We start from the raw sequence: 23,192 nt of genomic DNA on the forward strand, positions 1-23,192 counted from the left end.
TTTCCTTGTCCGGCAATGACTTACCCTCGCTTCGGTGGACATCCGGAGGGGCATTGGCGTCTGCCCATGGCATCATGCCCAAGCTCCTCCCCCTGCCCCCTCCCGCGTTCCCATGACGATCAAAGGCAAAGCCACCTCCCTGGACATCGCCCACCTGGCCGGGGTCTCCCAGCCGACCGTGTCGCGGGCCCTGCGTGGCAGCCCGATGGTCAACGCCGAGACCCGCGAGCGCATCCTGCGCATCGCCCGCGAGCTGAACTACAAGGTCGACAAGAACGCCTCCAGCCTGCGCCTGCGCAATGCCGGCACCCTGGCCCTGCTGTTCTTCGAGGACCCGACCAACGACGACTCGCTGATCAACCCGTTCTTCCATTCGATGCTCGGCTCGATCACCCGCGCCTGCGCCCTGCACGGGCAGGACCTGCTGGTCTCGTTCCAGCAGCTGTCCACCGACTGGCAGGCCGATTACGAGGACAGCAACAAAGCCGACGGCATCATCCTGCTCGGCTACGGCGACTACCACGAATCGCGCGATCGCCTGCAGCGGCTGGTTGAACAGGGCACGCATTTCGTGCGCTGGGGCGCCGCCCTGCCCGGCCAGCCGGGCGTGTCGATCGGCAGCGACAACTTCCAGGGCGGGCATGACATCACCACCCACCTGTTACAGCAGGGCTGCCGCCGCATCGCCTTCCTCGGCCATGCCTCCAGCCATTACCCCGAATTCCAGGAGCGCTACCGCGGCCATGTCGCGGCCCTGCAGGACCACGGCCTGGCCGCCGAACCGGCACTGCAGCACGATGCGATCACCACCGAGGCGTCGGGCCAGGAAGCCTGCCAGGCGCTGCTGGCACGCGGTGAACCGATCGATGCGATCTGCGCCGCCAGCGACCTGATCGCCATCGGCGCGATGCGCGCCCTGCGCGAGGCCGGCCTGCGGGTGCCGCAGGACGTGGCGGTGACCGGCTTTGACGACATCCCGCTGGCGGCTTCGGTGTCCCCGGCGCTGACCACCGTGCAGCAGGACACCAAGCAGGCTGGGCAGCTGCTGGTGGAACGCCTGTTGGCGCTGATCGGCCGGCAGCCGGTGGAGAGCCAGAGCATCCCGGTGAAGCTGGTGGTGCGGGAATCGTCGCTGCGCGGGTAGGCACCGCAGGGCCGGCGCCCCTACCAACGCACGACGGCCGGATTCTCCCCCCATGACCAACGGCGGATGCGCACGGAGGCTGATGCGCGGATAACGCGCAGACATCGCCCATGGAAAGGTGTACGTCACATGCTGAAGATCGATTCGCTGTCCAAGACGTACGCCAACGGCGTGCATGCGCTCAACAACGTCAACCTGGATATCCCGCGCGGCATGTTCGGCCTGCTCGGCCCCAACGGCGCCGGCAAGTCGTCGCTGATGCGCACGCTGTCCACCCTGCAGGAGGCCGACAGCGGAACGGCCACGCTCAGCATTCCAGGCGAGGCGCCGATCGACGTGCTGCGCGACAAGGACGCGGTGCGCCGCCGGCTGGGCTACCTGCCGCAGGATTTCGGCGTGTACCCGAAAGTCAGCGCGCTGGACCTGCTGGAACATTTCGCCGTGCTCAAGGGCCTGACCCAGCGCGCGCAGCGCCGCGAGGTGGTCGATGGGCTGCTGCAGCAGGTGAACCTGTGGGACGCGCGCAAGCGCAAGCTGGGCACCTACTCCGGTGGCATGCGCCAGCGCTTCGGCATTGCCCAGGCGTTGCTGGGCGACCCGCGGCTGGTGATCGTCGATGAACCCACCGCCGGCCTCGACCCGGAAGAACGCAACCGCTTCCTCAACCTGTTGGCGGCGATCGGCGAGAACGTGGCGGTGATCCTCTCCACCCACATCGTCGAGGACGTGACCGACCTGTGCCCGACGATGGCGATCATGAACAAAGGCCAGGTGCTGCTGACCGGGCGCCCGGCCGATGCCATCGACGCCCTGCAGCAGCAGGTCTGGCGCAAGCAGGTTGATCCTTCGGAACTGGCCGACCACGAGGCACGCTACGTGGTGCTGTCCACCCGCCTGGTCGGTGGTCGCCCGGTGATCCACGTGCACAGCGCCAACGACCCTGGCGACGGCTTCGCGGCCGTGGCTCCCGACCTCGAGGATGTGTACTTCCAGCGCCTGCGCCTGCAGGCCCGTGCCCGCGCGGCAGCCTGAGCGGAGCACGCCATGATCTTCAATTTCTTCCGCTTCGAGCTGCGCGAGCAGCTGCGATCCCCGCTGCTGTGGCTGCTGGCCGGGCTGTTCGCCCTGCTTGCCTTCGCCGCCGCGTCCAGCGACGCCGTGCAGATCGGTGGCGGCACCGGCAACGTGCACAGCAACGCGCCCACCGTGATCGCGCAGATGCTGGGCATCTTCACCCTGCTCGGCATGCTGGTCACCGCGCTGTTCGTCAGCAACGCGCTGTTGCGTGACTTCGAACTCGGCACTGCCGAACTGATCTTCGCCAGCCCGGTGAAGCGCCGCGATTACCTGGCCGGGCGCATCGCTGCCGCCCTGGCGGCCGGGCTGCTGGTCTACATCCTGATCGCGTTCGGCCTGTGGCTGGCGCCGTTCATGCCCTGGGTCGATCCCGAGCGCATGGGCCCGATCAGCTGGCAGGGCTATGCGTGGACGTTCGCAGTCATCGTCATTCCCAACCTGTTGTTCACCACCGCGCTGCTGTCGCTGCTGGCGGCGCTGACCCGCTCGATCCTGTGGGTCTACATCGGCCTGGTGGCCTACCTGGTGCTGTATGGCGCCAGCGCGGCCCTGCTGCGCGACATCGACAACACGTGGATCGCGGTGCTGAGCGAACCGCTGGGCATGCGGGCACTGGGCCGCACGATCCGCTACTGGTCCACCGCCGAGCGCAACAACGGGATTCCCGAGCTGGCCGGTTACCTGCTGGCCAACCGCGCCCTGTGGTTGGGCGTGGCTGCCGTACTGTTCGCCGCCACCTTCGCGCTGTTCCGCACCGAACGCAGCGGCAGTGGCCGTCGGCGCTGGGGCCGCAGACAGGCGCAACCGGCTGCCGATGCCAGCGTGGTCCGCCCCAGCCGCGCGACACTGCCGCGCGTGGTACCGGCGTTCACTGCCGCCACCGCGTGGCAGCAGTTCCTGCGCCAGGTCCGCTTCGATACACGCGGCGTCCTGCGAAGCGTGCCGTTCATCGTGCTGCTGGTACTGGGCCTGGCCAACTTCCTGCCCAGCGCGCTGTTCCGGCAGACCCTGTACGGCACCTCGATCTGGCCGGTCACCTCGCAGATGATCATGGGCCTGCAGGGGGCCTTCAGCTGGCTGCTGGTGATCATCGTGCTGTTCTTCGCCGGTGAGCTGGTCTGGAAGGAACGCAGTGCGCGCATCAATGAAGTGACCGATGCCATGCCGGTGCCGAACTGGGTGCCGCTGCTGGCCAAGTTCACCGCACTGCTGGCGGTAATCGTCTGCTTCCAGGCCGCCGGCGCGCTGGCGGCAATGGGCGTGCAGCTGGCCAAGGGCTACACGCATCTGGAGCCGCTGCTCTACCTGCGCAGCCTGGCGCTGGATTCGGTGGTCTACATCCTGATGGGGGGCCTGGCGCTGGTGCTGCAGGTGCTCACCAACAACAAGTTCGTCGGTTATGCGCTGCTGATCGTGGTGATGATCGGCCAGGGCGTGCTCGGCCTGCTCGACTACACGCAGAACCTGTACAACTTCGGCAGCTGGCCCAACGCGCCCTATTCGGACATGAACGGCTACGGCCACTTCCTGACCGGGCAGCTGGCGTTCCAGGGCTACTGGGCGCTGTTCCTGCTGACCTTGATGTGCCTGGCGTCGGCCTTCTGGGTACGAGGTGTCAGCCAGAGCCTGCGCCAGCGCCTGGCCCTGGCCGGCCGTCGCCTGCGCGGCCCGACCGGTGCCTTTGCAGCGCTGGCAGCAGTGGCGTTCGTCGGCGTGGGCGGCTGGCTGTACTGGAGCACCAACATCCGCAACGAGTTCCTTTCCCCGGATCAACAGCTGGACCTGCAGGCCCGCTACGAGCGCGAGCTGTCGAAGTACCGCAACCTGCCGCAGCCGCGCATCGTCGCCGTGGACAACCGCGTGGACCTGTTCCCCGAATCGCAGTCGATGGTGATCGATGCGAACTGGACGGTGCGCAATACCCAAGCCACGCCGATCCAGGACGTGCACGTCTCGATGGGCGATGACAAGCAGCTGGTCGCGGTCGACCTGGGTGGGCAGACACTTTCGATGCATGACGCCGATCTCGGCTACCGCATCTACCGCCTGCAGAAACCGCTGCAACCGGGTGAAACCCGCAGCGTGCATTTCCGGGTGGTGCAGAAGCCCAACGGCATCACCGCGGGCCAGGCACCAAGCAACATCGTCGACAACGGCACCTTCTTCAACAGCCGTGTACTGCCGTCGTTCGGCTACAACGAAGGCGCCGAGATCAGCGACCGCAACGAGCGGCGCAAGCGCAACCTGGGTGAGCCGCGGCGCATTCCCAAGCTGGAAGACGAAGCCGCGCGTGCCAACACGTACATAGCCAACGATGCTGACTGGCTCGACTTCCGCACCACGGTCTGCACGGCACCGGACCAGGTGGCGTTGGCGCCGGGCTACCTTCTGAAGGAGACCACGGTAAATGGCCGGCGCTGCTTCAGCTACGCCATGGACCGGCCAATGCTGAACTTCTACGCCTACCTGTCGGCACGCTGGGAGGTGCGCAGGGCGAAGTACAAGAACATCCCGGTGGAGGTCTACTTCGACCCGGCGCACGGCTACAACGTGGACCGTATGATCGAAGCGGTGCAGAAGTCGCTGACCTACTACGAAGCGAACTTCACCCCGTACCAGCATCGCCAGGTGCGCATCATCGAGTTCCCGGGCTATGCGCGCTTCGCGCAGTCGTTCGCCAACACCATCCCCTACTCCGAGGCCATCGGTTTCATCGCCGACCTGCGTGACCCGGACAAGGTGGACTACGTTTTCTACGTAACCGCGCACGAGATCGCACACCAGTGGTGGGCGCACCAGGTGATCGGTGCCAACGTGCAGGGCGCGACGGTGCTGTCCGAATCGCTGTCGCAGTATTCGGCACTGATGGTGATGGAGCAGGAGTACGGCCGCCAGCACATGCGCCAGTTCCTCAAGCGCGAGCTGGACGGCTACCTGTCCGGCCGCGGCGGCGAGGCCATCGAGGAACAGCCGCTGGAACGTGTGGAGAACCAGCAGTACATCCACTACCAGAAGGGTTCGCTGGTGTTCTACCGGTTGCGCGAGGAGATCGGCGAGCAGGCGCTTAACCGCGCATTGAAGCGCTTCCTGCAGGACAAGGGGTACCAGCAACCGCCGTACACCACCTCACGCGAGCTGCTGGACTACCTCCGTGCCGAGACCCCGGCCGACCGCCAGCAGCTGGTCACCGACCTGTTCGAGAAGATCAGCTTCTACGACAACCGCGTGATGGCCGCCAGCGCCCGCAAGCGCGATGACGGCCGCTACGACGTGACCCTGGACCTGCACGCCGCCAAGCAGTACGCCGACGGCAAGGGCAAGGAGAGCGACGGAAAGATGGATGACTGGGTCGAGGTCGGCGTGTTCGCCAATGGGCCGTCCGGCAAGGAGCGCGACCAGAAGGTGCTGTACCTGCAGCGCCACCACATCACCAGCGCCGATCCGAAGATCACGGTAACGGTGGACGAAAAGCCGGATGAAGCGGGCTTCGACCCGTACAACAAGCTGATCGACCGGGTGAGCGATGACAACCGGCGCAAGGTAACGATGTGAGGTATGCGGTGGTGCCGGTCAAATGGCTGGCATCACTGCTGCAGACAGAAACGACATGCCACGCCCAATTGCGTCATTTAAAGTCCTGATTGGCCAGAGATGCAGGGACACCACCAGATTCCATTTCAAGGCAAGCGATACTCTCCGTGAACCTTCGAGAGGCCGCGATGACATCCAGCCATATCTACTTCGCCGCACACGGAATCTCCGCATCACTGAACTGGGCAGCCGAGGTATTGGCCGACTGTGGTCTTGAGCTCGAATTGGAGCTGGGTGGGAACAGTGTTCTCATTACGGGCGATGAAGACGTTCGCCTGCGGCTCTCTCTCAACGACGCGCCCCATGTCCTCCAGGAAGCCATCGAGCTAGCGCATGGCACCGAACACGTACATGCCATGAGCCAGTGCGCGGCCAGATTCGAGATCTCAATCACCGACCTGGAGGCGGTGTTGGATGAGATGAACACGCTGATCGAGGTCCAGCAGACATTGCTCACCGCCGTGGATGGTGTCCTGTGGAACGAGTGGAACGAAGCACTCAGCCGGTGATTTCCGGCTGAGGCCTGGCCTTCGGCCCCAGCAACGCCAGCAGCACGAAGACCACGATCGAGGCGACGGTACCGAGCGCCGCCGGCAACCCGAACGCCCATGCCGAACGGCGCTGCTGGCGCGCCCACTTGGCCAGATGCCAGGCCGCGCCCAGGTTGATCAGCCAGGCAATGACGAACACCGGCCATAGCACCATGCCCACCGCGCGCAGCAGGGGCATGGACACCAGCGCGGCAGCGATCGCCGCGATCAGGAAGATCAGGGCCGAGCGGGAATGGCGTGCCGTGGATACGCTCATGCGGCCAACCTGCGCACCATCACCAGCACGCGATAGCTGCGGTTGTCGGCTTCCTGCAGCGGCTTCCAGCCCAGCCGCGCGTACAGCCCACCATCCAGGGCCTCGGTCTGCAGGTAGAGATCGGAAACCCCCATCCGCACCGCCTGCGCCGCTGCTTGCTCCACCAGCGCGCCAGCCAGCCCACGCCCGCGATGGCTGTCGGCCACGAACACGCTGCCCAGCCAATGTTCGTACTGTGGGAACGCCTGCATTTCCCGCCGCTTGAGCTGGACTGCGCCAACCACCTGACCGTCATCGAATGCGGCGATCAGGTGCGGGAAACCTTCGGCATCCTGTGGCGGATTGAGCCGCTGCAGTTCCTGTTCCACTGTCAGGCCGGCGTCCTGGCCCCATTCCGCGTGGTACCACTGGGCCAATTGCTGCCGTTCCGGTGCGTCGGCGGGTAGTCCCCTGAATTCCATGGCAATGCCTCGATCCCGATGTCACCCAAGGGGATCATGGACGGCGCCCGAAGGGAAGCCTTCTGTAAAGTCGAGCCATGCTCGACACATCAGGCCATGCGCGAAAGGCAGTCGAGCATGGCTCGACGCTACAAATGGCGCGACGGCAACTCAGCCCTGGGCGAAGTCCTTCAGGATCTCGCCAACGCCGCTGGGCGAGATCTCAAAGCCCAGCGAAGTACCCGGGTTGATCACCACGCCGTAGCCACCCGGCACGCGGCGCAGCACGTCCAGCATCAGCCAGCGGATCTGGTGTTCGGCCTGCTGGCTGTAGACGCCCACCCGCGACGGCTCGGTGAACACCGCCACATGCAGGGTGCCCTGCTTGTCGAACAGCAGCGGGTCGAAGCCGCTGCCGTCCGGGGTGACCAGGCTGCCGGTCAGCAGCACTACCTCGGAAGCGACGAAGGCCTCCATGAAGGCGCGGATCGGCACCGCCCCGTCCATCGCCGCCTTCAGCAGGGTTTCGATCGGGGTCTGCGGGGCGAGGTCGGTCATGGCGATACGGCGGGGCGTGAGGGGTGCCTATTGTGCCGGATGCGGCCAAACCCGGTAGTGCCGGCCACTGGCCGGCACCTGCAGATACCCGGAATCCGGGGCTGCCGGCCAGCGGCCGGCACTACCGCCCCAGACGCTGGTCCCGCGCCTTCTGGTCGGCCATCGCCTTGTCCAGCTCGGCCTGCAGCGCCGGCTGCTGCACGGCAGCGTCCAGCACATAGACCTTCACGCCGTGCGCGGGCACGTCGGCCTTCAGCGGACCGTTCACCTGCAACGAACCGCCGTCCAGCGCATCGCGCCAGCGGCCGGACTGGACGAAACGCGCCACGGTGAGAGTCCTGGCCTGGTCGCCCTTGTTCAGCAGCACCAGCGCGGTCTGCGCCACCTCGCCATGCTGCAGCACGCGGAAGAACACTGCCTCATCGCCCTGCAGGCGCTCGTTCACCTGCAGGCCGCGCTGCAGCGCCGGGGTGGCTTCGCGCAGCCTGGCGATACGCTGCAGCGGCACGAAGATCGGGCTCTTCGGCGCCGCATCCACACGCGGCTGGCCGAAGTACGCACGATTGCCGGCATGCTCGGCACGGCCACGCATGAAGCCCGTCTCCGAACCGTAATAGACCACCGGAATGCCGCGCGCGGTGAACAGCCAGTTGTGCGCATCGATGAAGCCATCGTCGCTGGCCTGCAGGCGCGGCATGTCGTGGTTGTCGTAGAAGCTCATCAGCTCGTACGGGTTGGCGTACGGTCCGCCGCTCAGGTGCAGCGGCTCGGCCAGGGTTTCGAAGCCCTTGGCGGCGGTGCCGAAGGTCTGCTCCAGCGCGCCGCGCAATGGGAAATCGAGCACGCTCACGTTCGCGTTGGCGGGCCAGGTGTGCTCGGCGATGCGCGCGGCATCGTAGTCGAACGCTTCGCCGAACATGAACATGCCCGGATGCTCGGCGCGGATGCGCTTGACGAATTCATGCCACCACGGGTGTGGCAGCCAGCCGATGGTGTCGATGCGCAACGCGTCCACGCCCTGCGCGGTCCACTGCAGGTAGGCGCCGACCAGGTAGTCCATCACCGCCGGATTGTCCTGGTTGAAGTCCGACAGCTCGGCCAGGTTGCCGTCGAAGATCGAGCCGTCCTTGCTGTCGACCGGACCGATGTTGTTGTAGAACGCGTGCAACGGGTTGTGCTTCGGATCCAGTTTCTGCGGCGGCAGGTTCTGGTGGTCGGCAATCAGTTTTCCGTCCTTGTCGAAGATCTGCCCGAACTGCGGCTGCCGTGTCGGCATGGTCCAGGCCGGCGAACCGTGGTTGCCTACGATATCCAGCACCACCTTCAGGCCAGCACCGTGCAGGCCCTTGGTCAGCCCGGCGAAGTCCAGGTCCCTGCTCGGCAGATGCTCGTCGAGCTTGTAGAAATTGATGCCCCAGTAGCCGTGGTAACCGGTCTTGCCGCGGTCGGTCAGCGTGCTGGTGCAGCTGATCGGCTTGCTGCCGGTAAAGGCCTCGTCCGGGTTGTCGACGATGGGCGTGATCCACACCGCACCGAAGCCCAGGTTGCGGATGTACTGCGCATTGTCGAGCACGCCACGGAAGTCGCCGCCGAGATAGCCGATGTTGCCGTCCACCTTGTCCGGGCACGGCACCGGGATATCGAAGGTGCGGTGCGCGCCACCCTGGTCACGATGGTCGTTGGACGGATCACCGTTGACAAAGCGGTCGGTGACCACGAAGTACACCGCATCGCTGGCGAACGGCTCGGTGGTGCCGACGTAGTCCGGGCGCGGCGCGGCCGCGGCCTCGCCGGCGAACAGGGCAAGGGAAACAGCAACAGCCAGGACACCACGCATCACACCACCTCCGGACGGGACGGAACCCGCAGCACGCACAGGCCGGCCAGGAACAGGCTGCAGCCGCCCAGCACCAGCACATGCATCGGCTGGCCACCCAGCCATGCGCGCAGGGCAAAGCCAAGCGCACTGGCCGCCACCAGCTGCGGAATCACGATGAAGAAATTGAAGATGCCCATGTACACACCCATCTTCGACGCCGGCACGCTGTCGGACAGCAGTGCATACGGCAACGACAGGATCGAGGCCCAGGCAAAGCCCACACCCACCATCGACAGCAGCAGCCAGTGCGGGTCGCGGATGAACATCAGCGAGACCAGGCCGGCACCGCCCAGCCACAGGTTGACCAGGTGGCTCCAGCGCAGGCCGATCGCACGCACCATCGGCGGAATCAGCACCGCCGCCAGCGCAGCGAAGCCGTTGTAGGCGCCAAACAGCACGCCCACCCAGTTGGCACCTTCGTTGTAGGCGGCCGACTGTGGATCGGTCGAACCGAAGTGGGTACCGGCCACCGCAGCGGTGGTGTAGATCCACATGGCGAACAGCGCGAACCACGAGAAGAACTGCACCCACGCCAGGCGGCGCATGGTGACCGGCATCGCGCGCAGGTCGCCGACGATGGCGGCCAGCATATGCGTGGCCGGCAGCGCGCGCGCCGCCGCCAGCAGCAGGCCGTAGCCGGCGCACAGGCCGGCCAGCACGTACAGCATCCTGTCGCCTTGCCGCCAGGTGATCAGCAGCGCCAACAACACACCCAACCCAAGCCACAGGGTCACCCGCGTCCATGAAGCCGGGCCGTTGATCGCGGCCGCCGCGTGATGTTCCGGTGGCTCGGCATCATCGAACCCGGCCAGCTCCGCCGGTGAATATTCGCGGGTGCTGACCACCGTCCAGGTGATCGCCGCGAGCAGCACCACCGCGCCGAAGTAGAACGCATAACGCACAGTGTCGGGCACTTCCCCGGCGGACGCGGTGTTGGCAACGCCGAAGTGGGCCAGGATGAATGGCAGGAAGCTGGCGACGATGGCGCCCACGCCGATGAAGAAGCTCTGCATCGCGTAGCCGGCCGGACGCTGGCGTGGCGCCAGCTGGTCGCCGACGAAGGCACGGAACGGTTCCATCGATACGTTGATCGAAGCGTCCAGCACCCACAGCGTGCCGGCCGCGATCCACAGCGTCGGCGAGTTCGGCATCACCAGCAGCGCCAGCGTGGTCAACACCGCACCGATCATGAAGTACGGACGACGACGACCCCAGCGGGTCCAGGTGCGGTCGGACAGGTAACCGATCACCGGTTGCACCAGCAGGCCGGTCAGCGGCGCAGCAATCCACAGCCCTGGTACCGCGTCGATGTCCGCACCCAGCGTCTCGAAGATGCGGCTGGCGTTGGCGTTCTGCAGGGCGAACCCGAACTGGATGCCGAGGAAGCCGAAACACATGTTCCAGATCTGCCAGAACGACAGCTGCGGTTTGGCGGGACGATTCATCGTGCACCCTCTTCCATCGCCACCGGCGCCACCGTCAGCGCCTGCACCTGGGCCTGGTTGAGCACGCCCTCGCGGCCGCCCTTGCCACCGGTGTAGTGCGCGAAATGTTCAAGCGCGCTCATGTTGAAGCCCTCTTCAAGCGCGACCGTGCACTGCCCCTTTGGCACCATGAATGTTGTCGAGGTCGAGTCCTGCACGGCCACGCTGTGCGGCAGCGTGACCGTATGCCGCTGCAACGGCTGGCCCGGGCACTGCAGCACCAGCCGCTTCACCGCGGTGGTCACACCCGTGTTGATCGGCCCGTTCGGGTTTCGATATTGCAGGCGCAGGCGCACCTGCCCGGCCTTGGCCGAAGCGAACTGCCAGCGCTGCGCACCCTTCAGCACCTGCTGCGGACCGACGCAGACCATTGGGCTGTGCAGCGATTCCAACGCGCCTTCGCGTCGGGTCAGGCTGAGGCAATGCTGCAGCCCATCGTCGCTGATCTGCACCTGGCCATTGCTGGCGACGACGGCCCTGCCGTCCTTCCACAGCACCTGCCCGGCTTGCACCGGAACGTTCCAACCCGTGCCCCTGCGCAGGGCCTGCGGTGCCGCCGGTGTTGCGGGCGCACGCGCGTTGGCATCCGCAGTCGTGGCAGCGAAGCCTGTTGCTGCCGGGGCAGTCACCAGCTGCACCGTGGTGGTCGTGCCGCGCGTGGTGGTCCTGCCCGCCACCAGCAAGCCATCGCCCACGCTCTGCGGACGCTCCAGCACATAGCGCTTGCCAGTGACTTCCAGGCTGATGCTGCGCTGCGTGCCGAACAGTTCGGGCACCAGCGCGGCCGGCAGCTTGGGCTGCACGCGGCCATCATCCTGCACGCCGAATACACCCTCGACCACCATCGACAGATAGCCGGCCACCGACCACAGCTGGCGTTCGGAATTGACCACCGGGCCGCTCAGCGCACCTTCCTCGACATGCACCGCCTGGCTGACCAGCTCGTAGTTCTCCATGTTGGAACCGGCCAGCGCGGCGCCCTGCATCAGCGAGCGGATCTCGGCGGCGATGCGCGGCGCATCGTCCAGCTGCCGCGCCGCACGCAGCGAGTAGGCGCTGACAAACGGCCAGATCGCGCGGTTGTGGTAGATCGGCTGCTGCGCTTCCTGCGGCCACACCACCGGGCTGCCGGCCGGCCCCATCGGGTAGGCAGCCAGTGCACGCCGCGCGCGCTCGGGCGGCAGCACCCCGGCGAGGATGCCCAGCGACAGGCCAAGCAGATCGACCTTGGCGTACGGCACCGGGTGCGCGGCTTCGCCGATGTAGCTCATGTACTGGCCGATATCCTCGCGCCAGAAGCGCGCATCGATCTGCTGCGCCAACGCATCGGCCCACGCCTTGTAGTCGGCCGCGCGGGCGTCGCCGTGCTGGCCGGCCAGGCGTTCGGCCAGGCGCAGTGCCTGGTAGTGCAGCACGTTGGTGGACAGTGCGTAGGAATCACCGATGAAGCGCACGTCCTCGCGGGTCCAGTCCGGATAGGTCTGCTCGCGCCAGTCCAGGAAGGAGGTCTCGCCACGGTACAGGCCCACCTGCGCGTCGAACACCATTGCGCGGTCCTGCGCCAGCGTGCCCTGCAACGCCTGCCAGACCTGGTCGGCAAACGCGCGATCCTCCAGCAGATGACGTGCCGCCAGGAACCACACCACGCGATCGCTGCTGATCGGCCAGCTGCCACCGGAACCGGTGTCCTGCGCCACGAACAGGCCGGGCGTGTGCCCGTCGCGCGCCGCCGACAGCTTGAACTGCAGCGACTGCCGGGTGCGCTCCGGGTCCAGCCGCGCCAGCGCCAGATCGGCGGCGAAGCTGACATCGCGGGTCCACACATAGGGCCAGCGCGCGCCGGTCTGGAAGCACTCGCACGGCACCGGTCGGCCTTCGTCGAATGCGGGATCGCGAATCGCGTCCACGCGGTCCTGGTCCATCTCCTGCTGGGCCAGCGCGAACAACGCGTCGAACATCACGCTGCCGGTCTGGCTGCGCATCGGTGCGGCTGCGATCTGCACTGCGCCCTTCGGCGCATGCAGAACAAAGCCGCCGTTGGCAGCGGCTTCGGCGCGCGCATGGCGGCCGTCGAATTGCAGGTCGGCCGCCTGCGCGGTCGATCCCAGCGCTGCCCCCAGGGCAGCGGTCAGGCAAATGATCTTCAGCATCGAAGCGGCGGACCGGCTTGCGCCCGTCGGCCTCCCTCCCTCTCTGCACGCGTTGTAGGTCCGCACCGTCGTTGCCGGCGGGCGGGCGCGGCCCCTCCCTCAAGGTGCCTTGGCCCCATGGTAGACGCGGGGCTGTCGGCTGCGTCCAGCTGCATACGTATTCATGGCGCCACGCGGTAGCGCGCCTGCCGCACTGGCTTATGGTCCGGGTCTGCCAACGGCGCCTTGGGAGGGGAACTGCCGATGTCACCCACTGCTGTACGCGCGGCAATCGCGCACCTGCTCGGCCTGGCCCTGCTGGCCTTGGCCACGCTGGCACAGGCCGCGCCACAGGTGGCCAGCGTCGAGTCACCGGGCAAGATACTCAAGGTCAGCCTCGTGCTGGACGGCGGCACCGCCCGCTATCGCGTCGAGCGTTTCGGCGAGCCCGTGGTGGAGGATTCGAAGCTCGGCTTCGCCCTGCGTGACGGTCGCCTGGACCGCGATTTCGCCTTGCTGGGCCAGCAGCGGCGCAGCGTCGATGACCGCTGGGAGCAGCCGTGGGGCGAGCGCCGGCTCACCCGCAACCACTTCAACGAGCTGACCGTGCAGCTGGCCGAAACCACCGGCAGCAAGCGGCGGCTGGATGTGGTGTTCCGCGTCTACGACGATGGCCTCGGCTTCCGCTATGTGTTCCCCGAACAGCCGAACCTGCACGAGGCGATCATCGAAGACGAACTGACCGAGTTCGCCATCGCGCCCGAATCAACCGCCTGGTGGATTCCCGCCGGCGAGCCGATCCACTACGAATACCTGTACCAGCGCACCCCGCTGCGCGAGGTGCCGCTGGTGCATACGCCGATGACCCTGCGCAGTCGCGATGGCCTGCACCTGGCGATCCACGAGGCCGCATTGGTGGACTACGCCGGCATGTGGCTGCGCCGTACCGAAGGCCAGCGCCTGCGCGCACAGCTGTCGCCCTCGGCCGAAGGCTGGAAGGTGCGCCGCACCCTGCCCTTCGCCACGCCGTGGCGCACGCTGCAGATCGCCGACCGTGCCGGTGGCCTGGTCGAATCGGACCTGATCCTCAACCTCAACGAACCCAATGCGCTGGGTGATGTGAGCTGGGTGAAGCCGGCCAAGTACCTCGGCGTGTGGTGGTCGATGCACCTGGACAACGAGAGCTGGGCGACAGGGCCGAAGCACGCGGCCACCACCGCCAAGACGAAGAAGGTGATCGACTTCGCCGCCGCGCATGGCTTCCGCGGCGTGCTGGTGGAGGGCTGGAACCCGGGGTGGGACGGCATGTGGGTGGGCAACGGCTACGACTTCGATTTCACCCGGGCCACGCCCGATTTCGACATTGAAGCGCTGTCGGCATATGGCCTGAAAAAGGGTGTGCACCTGATCGGCCACCATGAAACCGGCTGCGCCATCGAGCACTACGAGGACCAGCTGGGCGCCGCGCTGGACCTGTACGCACGGCTGGGCGTGGACCAGTTCAAGACCGGCTACGTCTGCGACGATGGCCAGGTCGACCGCCGCAATCCCACGGGGGGCCCACTGTGGCGCGAGTGGCACGACGGGCAGTTCATGGCCCGCCATCACCTGAAGGTGGTGCAGGAGGCTGCGCGCCGGCACCTGTCGGTGAACCCGCATGAGCCGATCAAGGACACCGGCCTGCGCCGCACCTACCCCAACTGGATCTCGCGCGAAGGCGCGCGCGGCATGGAGTACAACGCCTGGGGCCAGCCGCCGAACCCGCCGGAGCACGAGGTCAACCTGGTGTTCACCCGCATGCTGGCCGGGCCGATGGATTACACCCCCGGCATCCTCAGCCTGAAGGGCCGCCACGGCCAGGCCATCCCCAGCACGCTGGCCCGCCAGCTGGCGCTGTACGTGGTGCTGTACAGCCCGATCCAGATGGCCGCCGACCTGCCCGAGCACTACCTGCAGCGCCGCGAGGCGTTCCGCTTCATCGAGGACGTGGCGGTGGACTGGGAGCAGAGCCGCGTGCTCGATGGCGAAGTGGGCGACTACGTGACGATCGTGCGCCGTGACCGCAACAGCCGCGACTGGTTCCTCGGCAGCATCACCGACGAACACGGCCGCGTGCTGCCGGTATCGCTGGGCTTCCTGGAGCCAGGCGTGCGCTATCGCGCCGAGATCTACCGCGATGGCGAAGGCGCCGATTTCCGCAGCAATCCGTTCGCGTTCGCGCGCGAAACCCGCGAGGTGACCAGCGCCGATGCACTGACGCTGGTGCTGGCACCGGGCGGTGGGCAGGCCATTCGTTTCACACCGCTTTGAATGCCCCGGTAGTGCCGGCCGCTGGCCGGCAAGCCGGTGAACGTGATTGCCGGCCGCTGGCCGGCACCACCGCAAGCAGGATCTGAAAGCGATTACACCCCTGCAAACGCCATTGAATACGTATGCAGGGTGATTCCCGCGAAGAATGCGCTGCCTACCATAGCGGCGACGACAGCGGCCACCGCGTCGCACGTTCACGGCACCGCCGGGACGTTCACGAATCGATCTGCAACATTGCCTGGGAGGGGAAAATGTTGAACCACAAGCGCAGTGCGCTGAGTCTCGCGCTGGCCGTTGTGCTGGCGCCAACGCTGGCGTCGGCACAGTCCACGCAGAGCACCACCACGCCGGCCACCACCGCCGCCACCAACCTGGATACGGTGCAGGTCACCGGCATCCGCCGCGGCATCGAGAACGCGATCGCGGTCAAGCAGGACGCCACCTCGGTGGTCGAGGCGATTTCCGCCGAAGACATCGGCAAGCTGCCCGACGTCAGCATCGCCGAATCCATCTCGCGCCTGCCCGGCCTGGCCGCCCAGCGCGTGGCCGGCCGTGCGCAGGTGATCAGCGTGCGCGGCCTGTCGCCGGACTTCGCCACCACCCTGCTCAATGGCCGTGAAGTGGTCAGCACCGGCGACAACCGCGGTGTCGAGTTCGACCAGTACCCGTCCGAGCTGGTCAACGGCGTGACCGTCTACAAGACCCCGGACGCGGCGCTGGTCGGCCAGGGCCTGTCGGGCACCATCGACATGCAGACTGCACGCCCGCTCAGCTTTGGCGAGCGCGTGATCGCGGTCAGCGGCCGCTACCAGAAGAGTTCGCTGGGCCGCGCCGCCAACGTCGATCCGTACGGCAACCGCTTCAGCGCCAGCTACATCGACCAGTTCCTGGACAAGACCCTGGGCATTGCCATCGGCTACGCGCACAGCGACATGCCGATCCAGGAGAACCAGGTCGGCCTGTACGAACCGTGGACCACCGAACACACCGACAAGGGCGAGCGCCCGGGCGTGGGCGCCGGCACCTACTTCTCCGATGGCATCAAGGCGCTGCGCCGCACCGGCAACAACAAGCGCGACGGCGTGATGGCCACGATCCAGTTCCGGCCGAACAACAGCTGGACCAGCACCTTCGATGCGTTCCACACCGAAGCCGAGCAGATCGACACCGCCAACCAGTTCGAGCTGAACCTCAGCAACTACAACGGCAACTACACCCCGGGCCTGCTGGTCAGCAACCCGCAGATCAACGCCAACGGCTCGTTCACCGGCGGCACCGCCAGCGGCGTGTATCCGCTGGTGCGCGGCATGTACAACAAGCGCAAGGACAAGATCGATGCGTTCGGCTGGAACAACGAGTTCAACTTCGGCGGCGTCAAGCTGGTCGCCGACCTGAACTACTCCAAGGCCACGCGCGCTGAGCTGAACCTGGAAAACAACCTGCAGCTGACCCCGATGCCGCAGCTGGACACGGTCGGCGTGTCGATCCGTCAGAACGGCTTCTCGCAGATCAGCCCGGGCCTGAACTACTCCAATCCCGACGCGCTGTTCCTGACCAACACCATCTACGGTTCCGGCTACGGCAAGGTGCCGCAGGTGGAAGACCGCCTGAAGGGCGGCAAGCTGGCCGCGACGATTGCGCTGCCCGAGGCCATTGCCTCGTGGGCGCCAGACCTCGACATCGGCGTGAACTATGCCGACCGCCGCAAGGTGAAGACCCAGTCCGAAGGCAACATCCTGCTCGGTGCACAGGGTGATGCCAACATCGCCTCGGACCTGCAGTACCGCCCGGTCGACCTGAGCTTCGCCGGCCTCGGCACCATCCCGGCCTGGAACGTGCCGGCCGCGGTCGGTCGCTACATGACCTTCAACCCGGTCGACAACCTGGACTACCTGATTCCCAAGTCGTGGACGGTGCAGGAAAAGATCACCACCGCGTGGGCGCGCCTGAACATCAACACCGACATCGGCGTGGTAGGCGTGCGCGGCAACATCGGCGTGCAGATGCAGCACACCGACCAGAGCTCGGATTCGCGCTACTGGGACAGCTCGCAGCCGGCTGGCAGCAACATCCAGCCCTACTCCGCAGGCCGCAAGTACAACGACTGGCTGCCGAGCTTGAACCTGGCCTTCATGTTCCCGCACCAGCAGACGCTGCGCTTTGCCGCCGCCAAGCAGGTTGCGCGGCCGCGCGTGGACCAGATGCGTGCCGGCCTGGAGTTCGGCGTGGATACCGGCACCGGCCGCCCCGGTGGCAGTGGCGGCAACCCTTTGCTGGACCCGTGGCGCGCCACCGCACTGGACCTGTCCTATGAGAAGTACTTCGGCGAGAAGGCCTACGTGGCCGCCGCGATCTTCTACAAGGACCTGAAGAGCTACGTCTACACCCAGTCGGTGGACAACTACGACTTCACCGCGCTGCTGGGCAGCTACGTACCGCCGCCGGGCATGACCGCACCGGTGCTGACCACCGGCACCTTCTCCGCGCCGCAGAACGGCAAGGGCGGCACGCTGAAGGGCCTGGAGCTGACCGCATCGTTCCCGCTGGACATGCTGACCGACAGCCTGCGTGGCTTCGGCGTGCAGGCCAGCGCGACCTTCAACAAGAGCGACATCACCATCCTGGATCCGGAAAGCGCGTCCAGCGTGGGCAGTGACCCGATCAGCCTGCCGGGCCTGTCCAAGCGCGTGTACAACTTCACCGCCTACTACGAGCGCAGTGGCTTTGAAGCACGCGTCAGCCAGCGCCGCCGTTCGGACTTCATCGGCGAGATCGGCAACTTCAACGGCAACCGCAGCCTGCGCTACGTGGTGGGCGAAAACGTGACCGACGCGCAGATCAGCTACACCTTCAGCGACAGCAGCACCCTGCGCGGTCTCACCCTGCTGCTGCAGGGCAGCAACCTGACCAACGAGCCGTACCGCACCTACGCCGGCAGCAAGGACCGCCCGCTGGAGTACATCGAATGGGGCCGCACCTACATGCTGGGCGTGAACTACAAGTTCTGAGGTAGCGCCGGGCCCTGCCCGGCAGCCCGGACCCGGTAGTGCCGGCCGCTGGCCGGCAACAGATAACAGGGAGCAGGACCGGAAACCCGCTGCGCAGGCAGCGGGTTTTCTTTTGCGTGGATGCCCTTCACCGCAATCCCACCCACAAAAAAGGGACGGGGCGCTTCGGCCCCGTCCCCGCAAGTACCGCCACCGGAGAAAACGGTCAGCTGCGTCGGGCGCAATACACCGCGCGCGGCGGCAGCTGGAGTTCATTGCCCTGCACCGTGCCCGCATCCGGGCCCGGCACCGCCACCTGCTGCCAGTTGCCCGGCGGCAGCGGATGGCTCACCGCTTCGGCCGACAGGTTGAAGGCCAGCAGGAGGGTTTCATCTGCAAGCATACGCTCGAACAGCAGCACTGGCTCGGCGCTTTCGATGAACCGGATGCTGCCATGCAGGAGCGCCGGCTGGCTACGCCGCCAGGCCAGGAAGGCGCGGAACGCCGCCAGGACCGAGTGCGGGTCGCGCTCCTGCACGGCCACCGCCGCCGCCCGGTGCTCGGCCGGGATCGGTAGCCAGGGCGTGCCGGAGGTAAAGCCAGCCAGCGGAGCGTCGGTCCACGGCAGCGGGGTACGGCAACCGTCGCGGCCCTTGAAATTCGGCCAGAAGGTGATGCCATACGGGTCCTGCAGCGCCTCGAACGGCACCTCGGCCTCGGCCAGGCCCAGCTCCTCGCCCTGGTACAGGCACACCGAGCCGCGCAGCGAGCACAGCATCGCCACCAGCATCCGCGCCAGGCGCGGATCGGCCGGATAGCCGCCCCAGCGGCTGACCGCGCGTTCCACATCGTGATTCGAAACCGCCCAGCACGGCCAGCCTTCGGTCATCGCCGCTTCCAGCCGCGAGACCGTGTCGCGGATGTAGGCCGCGCTGTAGTCGTCCACCAGCAGCTCGAAGCTGTAGCCCATGTGCAGGCGGCCGTCCTGGGTGTACTCGGCGGTGGTGGCCAGCGAGTCTTCCGACGAGATCTCGCCCAGGCTCACCGCGCCCGGATACTCATCCAGCAGCGCGCGCAGCTGCTCCAGGAATGGCAGGTTCTCCGGTCGGGTGTTGTTGTAGAAGTGGTACTGGTAGGCGTACGGGTTGTCCGGACTGAAGCCGCGGCCCACGCGCTTGTCCGCCGGCTTGGGCGGGTTATCGCGCAGCTGCGCGTCGTGGAAGCAGAAGTTGATCGCATCCAGGCGGAAGCCGTCCACGCCGCGGTCCAGCCAGAACCGCACATTGTCCAGGGTGGCCTGCTGCACGTCCGGGTTGTGGAAGTTCAGGTCCGGCTGGTCGACCAGGAAGTTGTGCAGGTAGTACTGCTCACGGCGCGGTTCCCACTGCCAGGCGCCGCCGCCGAACAGCGACAGCCAGTTGTTGGGCGGGGTGCCGTCCTCGCGCGGGTCGGCCCAGACGTACCAGTCGGCCTTCGGATTGCCGCGGTCCTGGCGGCTCTCGCGGAACCAGGCGTGCTCGATCGAGGTATGGCTCAACACCTGGTCGATCATCACCTTCAGGCCCAGGTCGTGCGCCTTGGCCAGCAGGCGGTCGAAGTCGTCCAGGCTGCCGAACAGCGGGTCGACGTCGCGGTAGTCGGCGATGTCGTAGCCGAAGTCGGCCATCGGCGACTTGAAGAACGGCGAGATCCAGATCGCGTCCACGCCCAGCGCGGCAATATGGTCCAGGCGCTGGATGATGCCCGGCAGGTCGCCCACGCCATCGCCGTTGGCATCGAGGTAGCTGCGCGGGTAGATCTGGTAGATGACGGCTCCGCGCCACCATGGATAGTGCGACATCGACAGCCCCCCTCCGGGCATGCGGGACCCGCCAGAAGCGGGCCGAAATCCTGTTCCGGCAAGCTTAGCGGCGGCCTCGCGGGCATGGCGCAACCTGCATACGTATTCACGCAGGCGGCAGCGTTTGCGGGGCCGGGAACGCCGGCCAGCCCCGTTTGCGCCCGAATTCACGGCCAGCGCCTATAATCGGTGGTGAGCCTGAAAGCCTGATCGCATGACCATCACCGAAGACACCCGTCCCGCCCTGGGCCTGCCCCAGATCCAGTCGCTTGCCGCGGCCGACATGGCCGCCGTCGACGCCCTGATCCGGCGCCGCCTGTCCTCGGACGTCGTGCTGATCAACCAGATCGCCGACCACATCATTTCCGCCGGCGGCAAGCGCCTGCGCCCGATGCTGGTGATGCTGGCCGGCCACGCGGTCGGCCAGGCCGGTCCGGAGCACCACCAGTTGGCGGCGATCATCGAGTTCATCCATACCTCGACCCTGCTGCACGATGACGTGGTGGACGAATCCAGCCTGCGCCGTGGCCGCAGCACCGCCAACGCGCTGTGGGGCAACGCGCCCAGCGTGCTGGTCGGCGACTTCCTGTACTCGCGCAGCTTCCAGCTGATGGTCGAGCTGGAGCGCATGCCGGTGATGCAGATCCTGGCCGACGCCACCAACCGCATCGCCGAGGGTGAAGTGCTGCAGCTGCTGCACGTGCACAACCCGGATACCGACGAAGCCGCCTACCTGCGTGTGATCGAGCGCAAGACCGCGGTTCTGTTCGCCGCCGGCACCCGCTTGGGTGCGCTGGCCAGCGGCGTGGACGAAGCCACCCAGCAGGCCCTGTTCGACTACGGCATGCACCTGGGCTATGCGTTCCAGATCGCCGACGACGTGCTGGACTACTCGGCCAATGCCGAGGAACTGGGCAAGAACCTGGGCGACGACCTCGCCGAGGGCAAGGCCACGCTGCCGCTGATCCACGCGATGGCCCACTCCGACGACGCTACCCGCGAACGCCTGCGCACCATCGTGCAGGACGGCGACGCCTCGGCGATGCCGGAAGTACTGGCCGCGATCCGCTCCACCGGCGGCCTGGAGTACAGCCGCGCGCGTGCCGAGGAATATGCCGAAGCCGCCGAGCGCGCGCTCGATGGCCTGGGCGACAACGATGCCGTAGCGGCCCTGCGTGGCCTGGCGCGTTACGCGGTGCAGCGTTCGCATTGATGGGTTGAGGTGTGCCGACCAACGGTCGGCACCCACCCACCGGCATTCCGGTGGGTGCCGACCGTTGGTCGGCACGGAAACGCCCGCATTGACCGCATCCGGTAGTGCCGGCCGCTGGCCGGCATTCCCGATGACATCCGTAGCATCATGAGGTTGCCGGCCAGCGGCCGGCACTACCGCTGCGCGGATCAACGTTTCTCGAAGCGCTCCTCGAAGAACTCATCCAGCGCCTTCCACGCGCGCTTGGCCGCCCGCTCGTTGTACTGGCACCCCGGCGGACTGTTGGCATCGCGCTCGGCGAAGCAGTGCACCGCCCCGCTGTAGTTGGTGAACTCCCAGTCGACCTTGGCCGCGTTCATTTCCCTCTGGAAACCGGCGATATCCTCGGCGGTCACGCTCCTGTCGTCGGCACCGTTGAGCACCAGCACCGACGGGTGACTGCCACCGGCCTGCGCCGGCAGCGGCGAACCCAGCCCGCCGTGCAGGCTGACCACACCGGCCAACGGCGCACCTGCACGGGCCAGCTCCAGCACCGTGGTGCCGCCAAAGCAGAAGCCCACCGCACCGATCCGGCTGGCATCGAGCGGCACCTTGCCGGCCTGCGCCTTGAGCACGTTCACCGCTTCCAGCGCACGTGCCCGCAGCAACGGCCGGTCGTTGCGCAGCTTGGTCGCCACCGGCCCGGCCTCGGCATCGGTCTTCGGCCGCACGCCCTTGCCGTACACATCGGCCACCAGCACCACGTAGTCATCGCCGGCCAGCTGCTTGGCCTTCTCGATGGCCGATTCGTTCACACCCTTCCAGTTCGGCACCATCACCAGGCCCGGGCGCTTGTCGTTGTCGCCGTCGTCATAGACCAGCACGCCACTGAAGGTCGTGCGCTGGTGTTTCCACTCCACCGGCTGCGTCTTCATCGCCGCCCACGCCGGCATCGCCGCCAGCCCCAGCATCACCGCCACACCGCATCGCCAACGATTCATGCGCCTGCTCCGCAAGAAAAAGGGGACGGAGGGGATTAAGCCGTATTCGCCCCTCCCGCGTCGCATTCTGCATTGGCGACGTGACGCAGGTGTGGTTGGATACGACTTAATCCCCTCCGTCCCCTTTTTCGCATGAACCTTGTTGACCGCTTTCTGTCTGGCCTGATCCCACGCCTGCCTGCCGACGATGCCCCGCAATGGGCTCACGTCCAGGGCGCCAGCGCAGAAGACCTGCAGCGCCTGCGCATGCAATGGCCGCAGGTGCCTGACAGCCTGGTGGAACTGTTGTCCCGCGTCGATGGCACCCACTTCCGCGAGTACCCCGGCGGCGGGGTCTGCGTGCTGATGCTCGGGTCGGACGTGGAAGACGGCGGCTACCCGTACTACCTGCGTTCGGTCGCGCAGGTCTTCGAGGACCAGCAGCAATGGGACGACAGCATCCGTTCCATCTACGAAGAGTGGCTGGATGACGAGCCGGAGATTCTGGGTGAAGGCATCGACGCGGATCTGCCGATGAACCGCCGCCTGTGCTTCTCGCACTGCATGAACAACGGCGGCACGTCGATGCTTTACCTGGATTTCAACCCTGCACCGGGCGGCACGGTCGGCCAGGTGGTGCGCTACCTGCACGACCCGGACAGCTACGCAGTGATCGCGCCCAGCTTCGATGCGTATCTGCAGCAATTGATCGACGGCGGCTACGCGTTCATCGACGAGGAACAGTAGATCCACGCCATGCGTGGATGGATTTCT

16 protein-coding genes are annotated in these 23,192 nt (G+C 66.6%); 8 read left to right on the forward strand and 8 right to left on the reverse strand.

Annotated features, from left to right (window positions below):
- Positions 1 to 112 precede the first annotated feature (112 nt).
- The 4 genes from JLDANKMP_RS03390 to JLDANKMP_RS03405 all read left to right on the forward strand — a co-directional run bounded on the left by JLDANKMP_RS03390 (position 113) and on the right by JLDANKMP_RS03405 (position 6,321).
- Entirely contained in the window at positions 113 to 1,144 is a 1,032-nt protein-coding gene (locus JLDANKMP_RS03390; protein ID WP_012479391.1) for a LacI family DNA-binding transcriptional regulator, read from the forward strand.
- Between the two features lie 129 nt (positions 1,145 to 1,273).
- Positions 1,274 to 2,176 carry an ABC transporter ATP-binding protein gene (locus JLDANKMP_RS03395; RefSeq protein ID WP_049459132.1) on the forward strand — a complete coding sequence of 301 codons (903 nt, stop codon included), beginning with the start codon at positions 1,274 to 1,276 and terminating at the stop codon, positions 2,174 to 2,176.
- A 12-nt stretch (positions 2,177 to 2,188) separates the two neighbouring features.
- Positions 2,189 to 5,773 (forward strand): M1 family aminopeptidase, encoded by a 3,585-nt coding sequence (locus JLDANKMP_RS03400; RefSeq protein ID WP_212560533.1) that lies wholly within the window; start codon positions 2,189 to 2,191, stop codon positions 5,771 to 5,773.
- Positions 5,774 to 5,919: 146 nt separating this feature from the next.
- Positions 5,920 to 6,321: a hypothetical protein gene (locus tag JLDANKMP_RS03405; RefSeq protein WP_343237735.1), complete on the forward strand. Its 402-nt coding sequence runs from the start codon at positions 5,920 to 5,922 to the stop codon at positions 6,319 to 6,321.
- On the opposite strand, the gene JLDANKMP_RS03410 is transcribed toward JLDANKMP_RS03405, so the two are convergent.
- The 6 genes from JLDANKMP_RS03410 to JLDANKMP_RS03435 all read right to left on the reverse strand — a co-directional run bounded on the left by JLDANKMP_RS03410 (position 6,311) and on the right by JLDANKMP_RS03435 (position 13,130).
- A complete protein-coding gene (locus JLDANKMP_RS03410) occupies positions 6,311 to 6,619 on the reverse strand; it encodes a hypothetical protein (RefSeq protein ID WP_212560534.1) in 309 nt (102 codons plus the stop codon). The two genes, JLDANKMP_RS03405 and JLDANKMP_RS03410, sit on opposite strands and share 11 nt — an antisense overlap.
- Positions 6,616 to 7,080: a GNAT family N-acetyltransferase gene (locus tag JLDANKMP_RS03415; RefSeq protein WP_212560535.1), complete on the reverse strand. Its 465-nt coding sequence runs from the start codon at positions 7,078 to 7,080 to the stop codon at positions 6,616 to 6,618. The genes JLDANKMP_RS03410 and JLDANKMP_RS03415 overlap by 4 nt, the downstream gene beginning before the upstream one ends.
- A 150-nt stretch (positions 7,081 to 7,230) precedes the next feature.
- Complete coding sequence (locus JLDANKMP_RS03420; RefSeq protein WP_024956961.1) at positions 7,231 to 7,617, reverse strand: SseB family protein; 387 nt, start codon at positions 7,615 to 7,617, stop codon at positions 7,231 to 7,233.
- 121 nt (positions 7,618 to 7,738) lie between these two features.
- On the reverse strand, positions 7,739 to 9,454 hold the full coding sequence (locus tag JLDANKMP_RS03425; RefSeq protein WP_212560536.1) for an alpha-amylase family glycosyl hydrolase: 1,716 nt from the start codon (positions 9,452 to 9,454) through the stop codon (positions 7,739 to 7,741).
- The gene (locus JLDANKMP_RS03430) at positions 9,454 to 10,941 is read right to left on the reverse strand and encodes an MFS transporter (protein ID WP_005412548.1); all 1,488 of its coding nucleotides are present in this window, start codon (positions 10,939 to 10,941) and stop codon (positions 9,454 to 9,456) included. The genes JLDANKMP_RS03425 and JLDANKMP_RS03430 overlap by 1 nt, the downstream gene beginning before the upstream one ends.
- Complete coding sequence (locus JLDANKMP_RS03435) at positions 10,938 to 13,130, reverse strand: Six-hairpin glycosidase-like protein (RefSeq protein ID WP_212560537.1); 2,193 nt, start codon at positions 13,128 to 13,130, stop codon at positions 10,938 to 10,940. The genes JLDANKMP_RS03430 and JLDANKMP_RS03435 overlap by 4 nt, the downstream gene beginning before the upstream one ends.
- Positions 13,131 to 13,367: 237 nt before the next feature.
- Here JLDANKMP_RS03435 and JLDANKMP_RS03440 point away from each other — a divergent pair, with 237 nt between their 5' ends.
- On the forward strand, positions 13,368 to 15,419 hold the full coding sequence (locus JLDANKMP_RS03440) for a glycoside hydrolase family 97 protein (RefSeq protein WP_212560660.1): 2,052 nt from the start codon (positions 13,368 to 13,370) through the stop codon (positions 15,417 to 15,419).
- A 251-nt stretch (positions 15,420 to 15,670) separates the two neighbouring features.
- Entirely contained in the window at positions 15,671 to 18,427 is a 2,757-nt protein-coding gene (locus tag JLDANKMP_RS03445; protein ID WP_212560538.1) for a TonB-dependent receptor, read from the forward strand.
- A gap of 205 nt (positions 18,428 to 18,632) precedes the next feature.
- Here JLDANKMP_RS03445 and JLDANKMP_RS03450 read toward each other — a convergent pair whose 3' ends face one another.
- Positions 18,633 to 20,246 (reverse strand): alpha-glucosidase, encoded by a 1,614-nt coding sequence (locus JLDANKMP_RS03450; protein ID WP_212560539.1) that lies wholly within the window; start codon positions 20,244 to 20,246, stop codon positions 18,633 to 18,635.
- Positions 20,247 to 20,460: 214 nt separating this feature from the next.
- Between JLDANKMP_RS03450 and JLDANKMP_RS03455 the strand changes: the two genes are divergently transcribed.
- Positions 20,461 to 21,459 carry a polyprenyl synthetase family protein gene (locus JLDANKMP_RS03455; RefSeq protein ID WP_012479378.1) on the forward strand — a complete coding sequence of 333 codons (999 nt, stop codon included), beginning with the start codon at positions 20,461 to 20,463 and terminating at the stop codon, positions 21,457 to 21,459.
- Between the two features lie 188 nt (positions 21,460 to 21,647).
- Here the strand turns inward: JLDANKMP_RS03455 and JLDANKMP_RS03460 are convergent, their stop codons facing one another.
- Positions 21,648 to 22,439 (reverse strand): dienelactone hydrolase family protein, encoded by a 792-nt coding sequence (locus JLDANKMP_RS03460; protein WP_212560540.1) that lies wholly within the window; start codon positions 22,437 to 22,439, stop codon positions 21,648 to 21,650.
- Between the two features lie 132 nt (positions 22,440 to 22,571).
- Here JLDANKMP_RS03460 and JLDANKMP_RS03465 point away from each other — a divergent pair, with 132 nt between their 5' ends.
- Positions 22,572 to 23,165 (forward strand): SMI1/KNR4 family protein, encoded by a 594-nt coding sequence (locus tag JLDANKMP_RS03465; protein WP_212560541.1) that lies wholly within the window; start codon positions 22,572 to 22,574, stop codon positions 23,163 to 23,165.
- Positions 23,166 to 23,192: the final 27 nt, after the last annotated feature.

This window comes from Stenotrophomonas sp. PE591 (assembly GCF_018320795.1).
Classification (GTDB): domain Bacteria; phylum Pseudomonadota; class Gammaproteobacteria; order Xanthomonadales; family Xanthomonadaceae; genus Stenotrophomonas; species Stenotrophomonas maltophilia.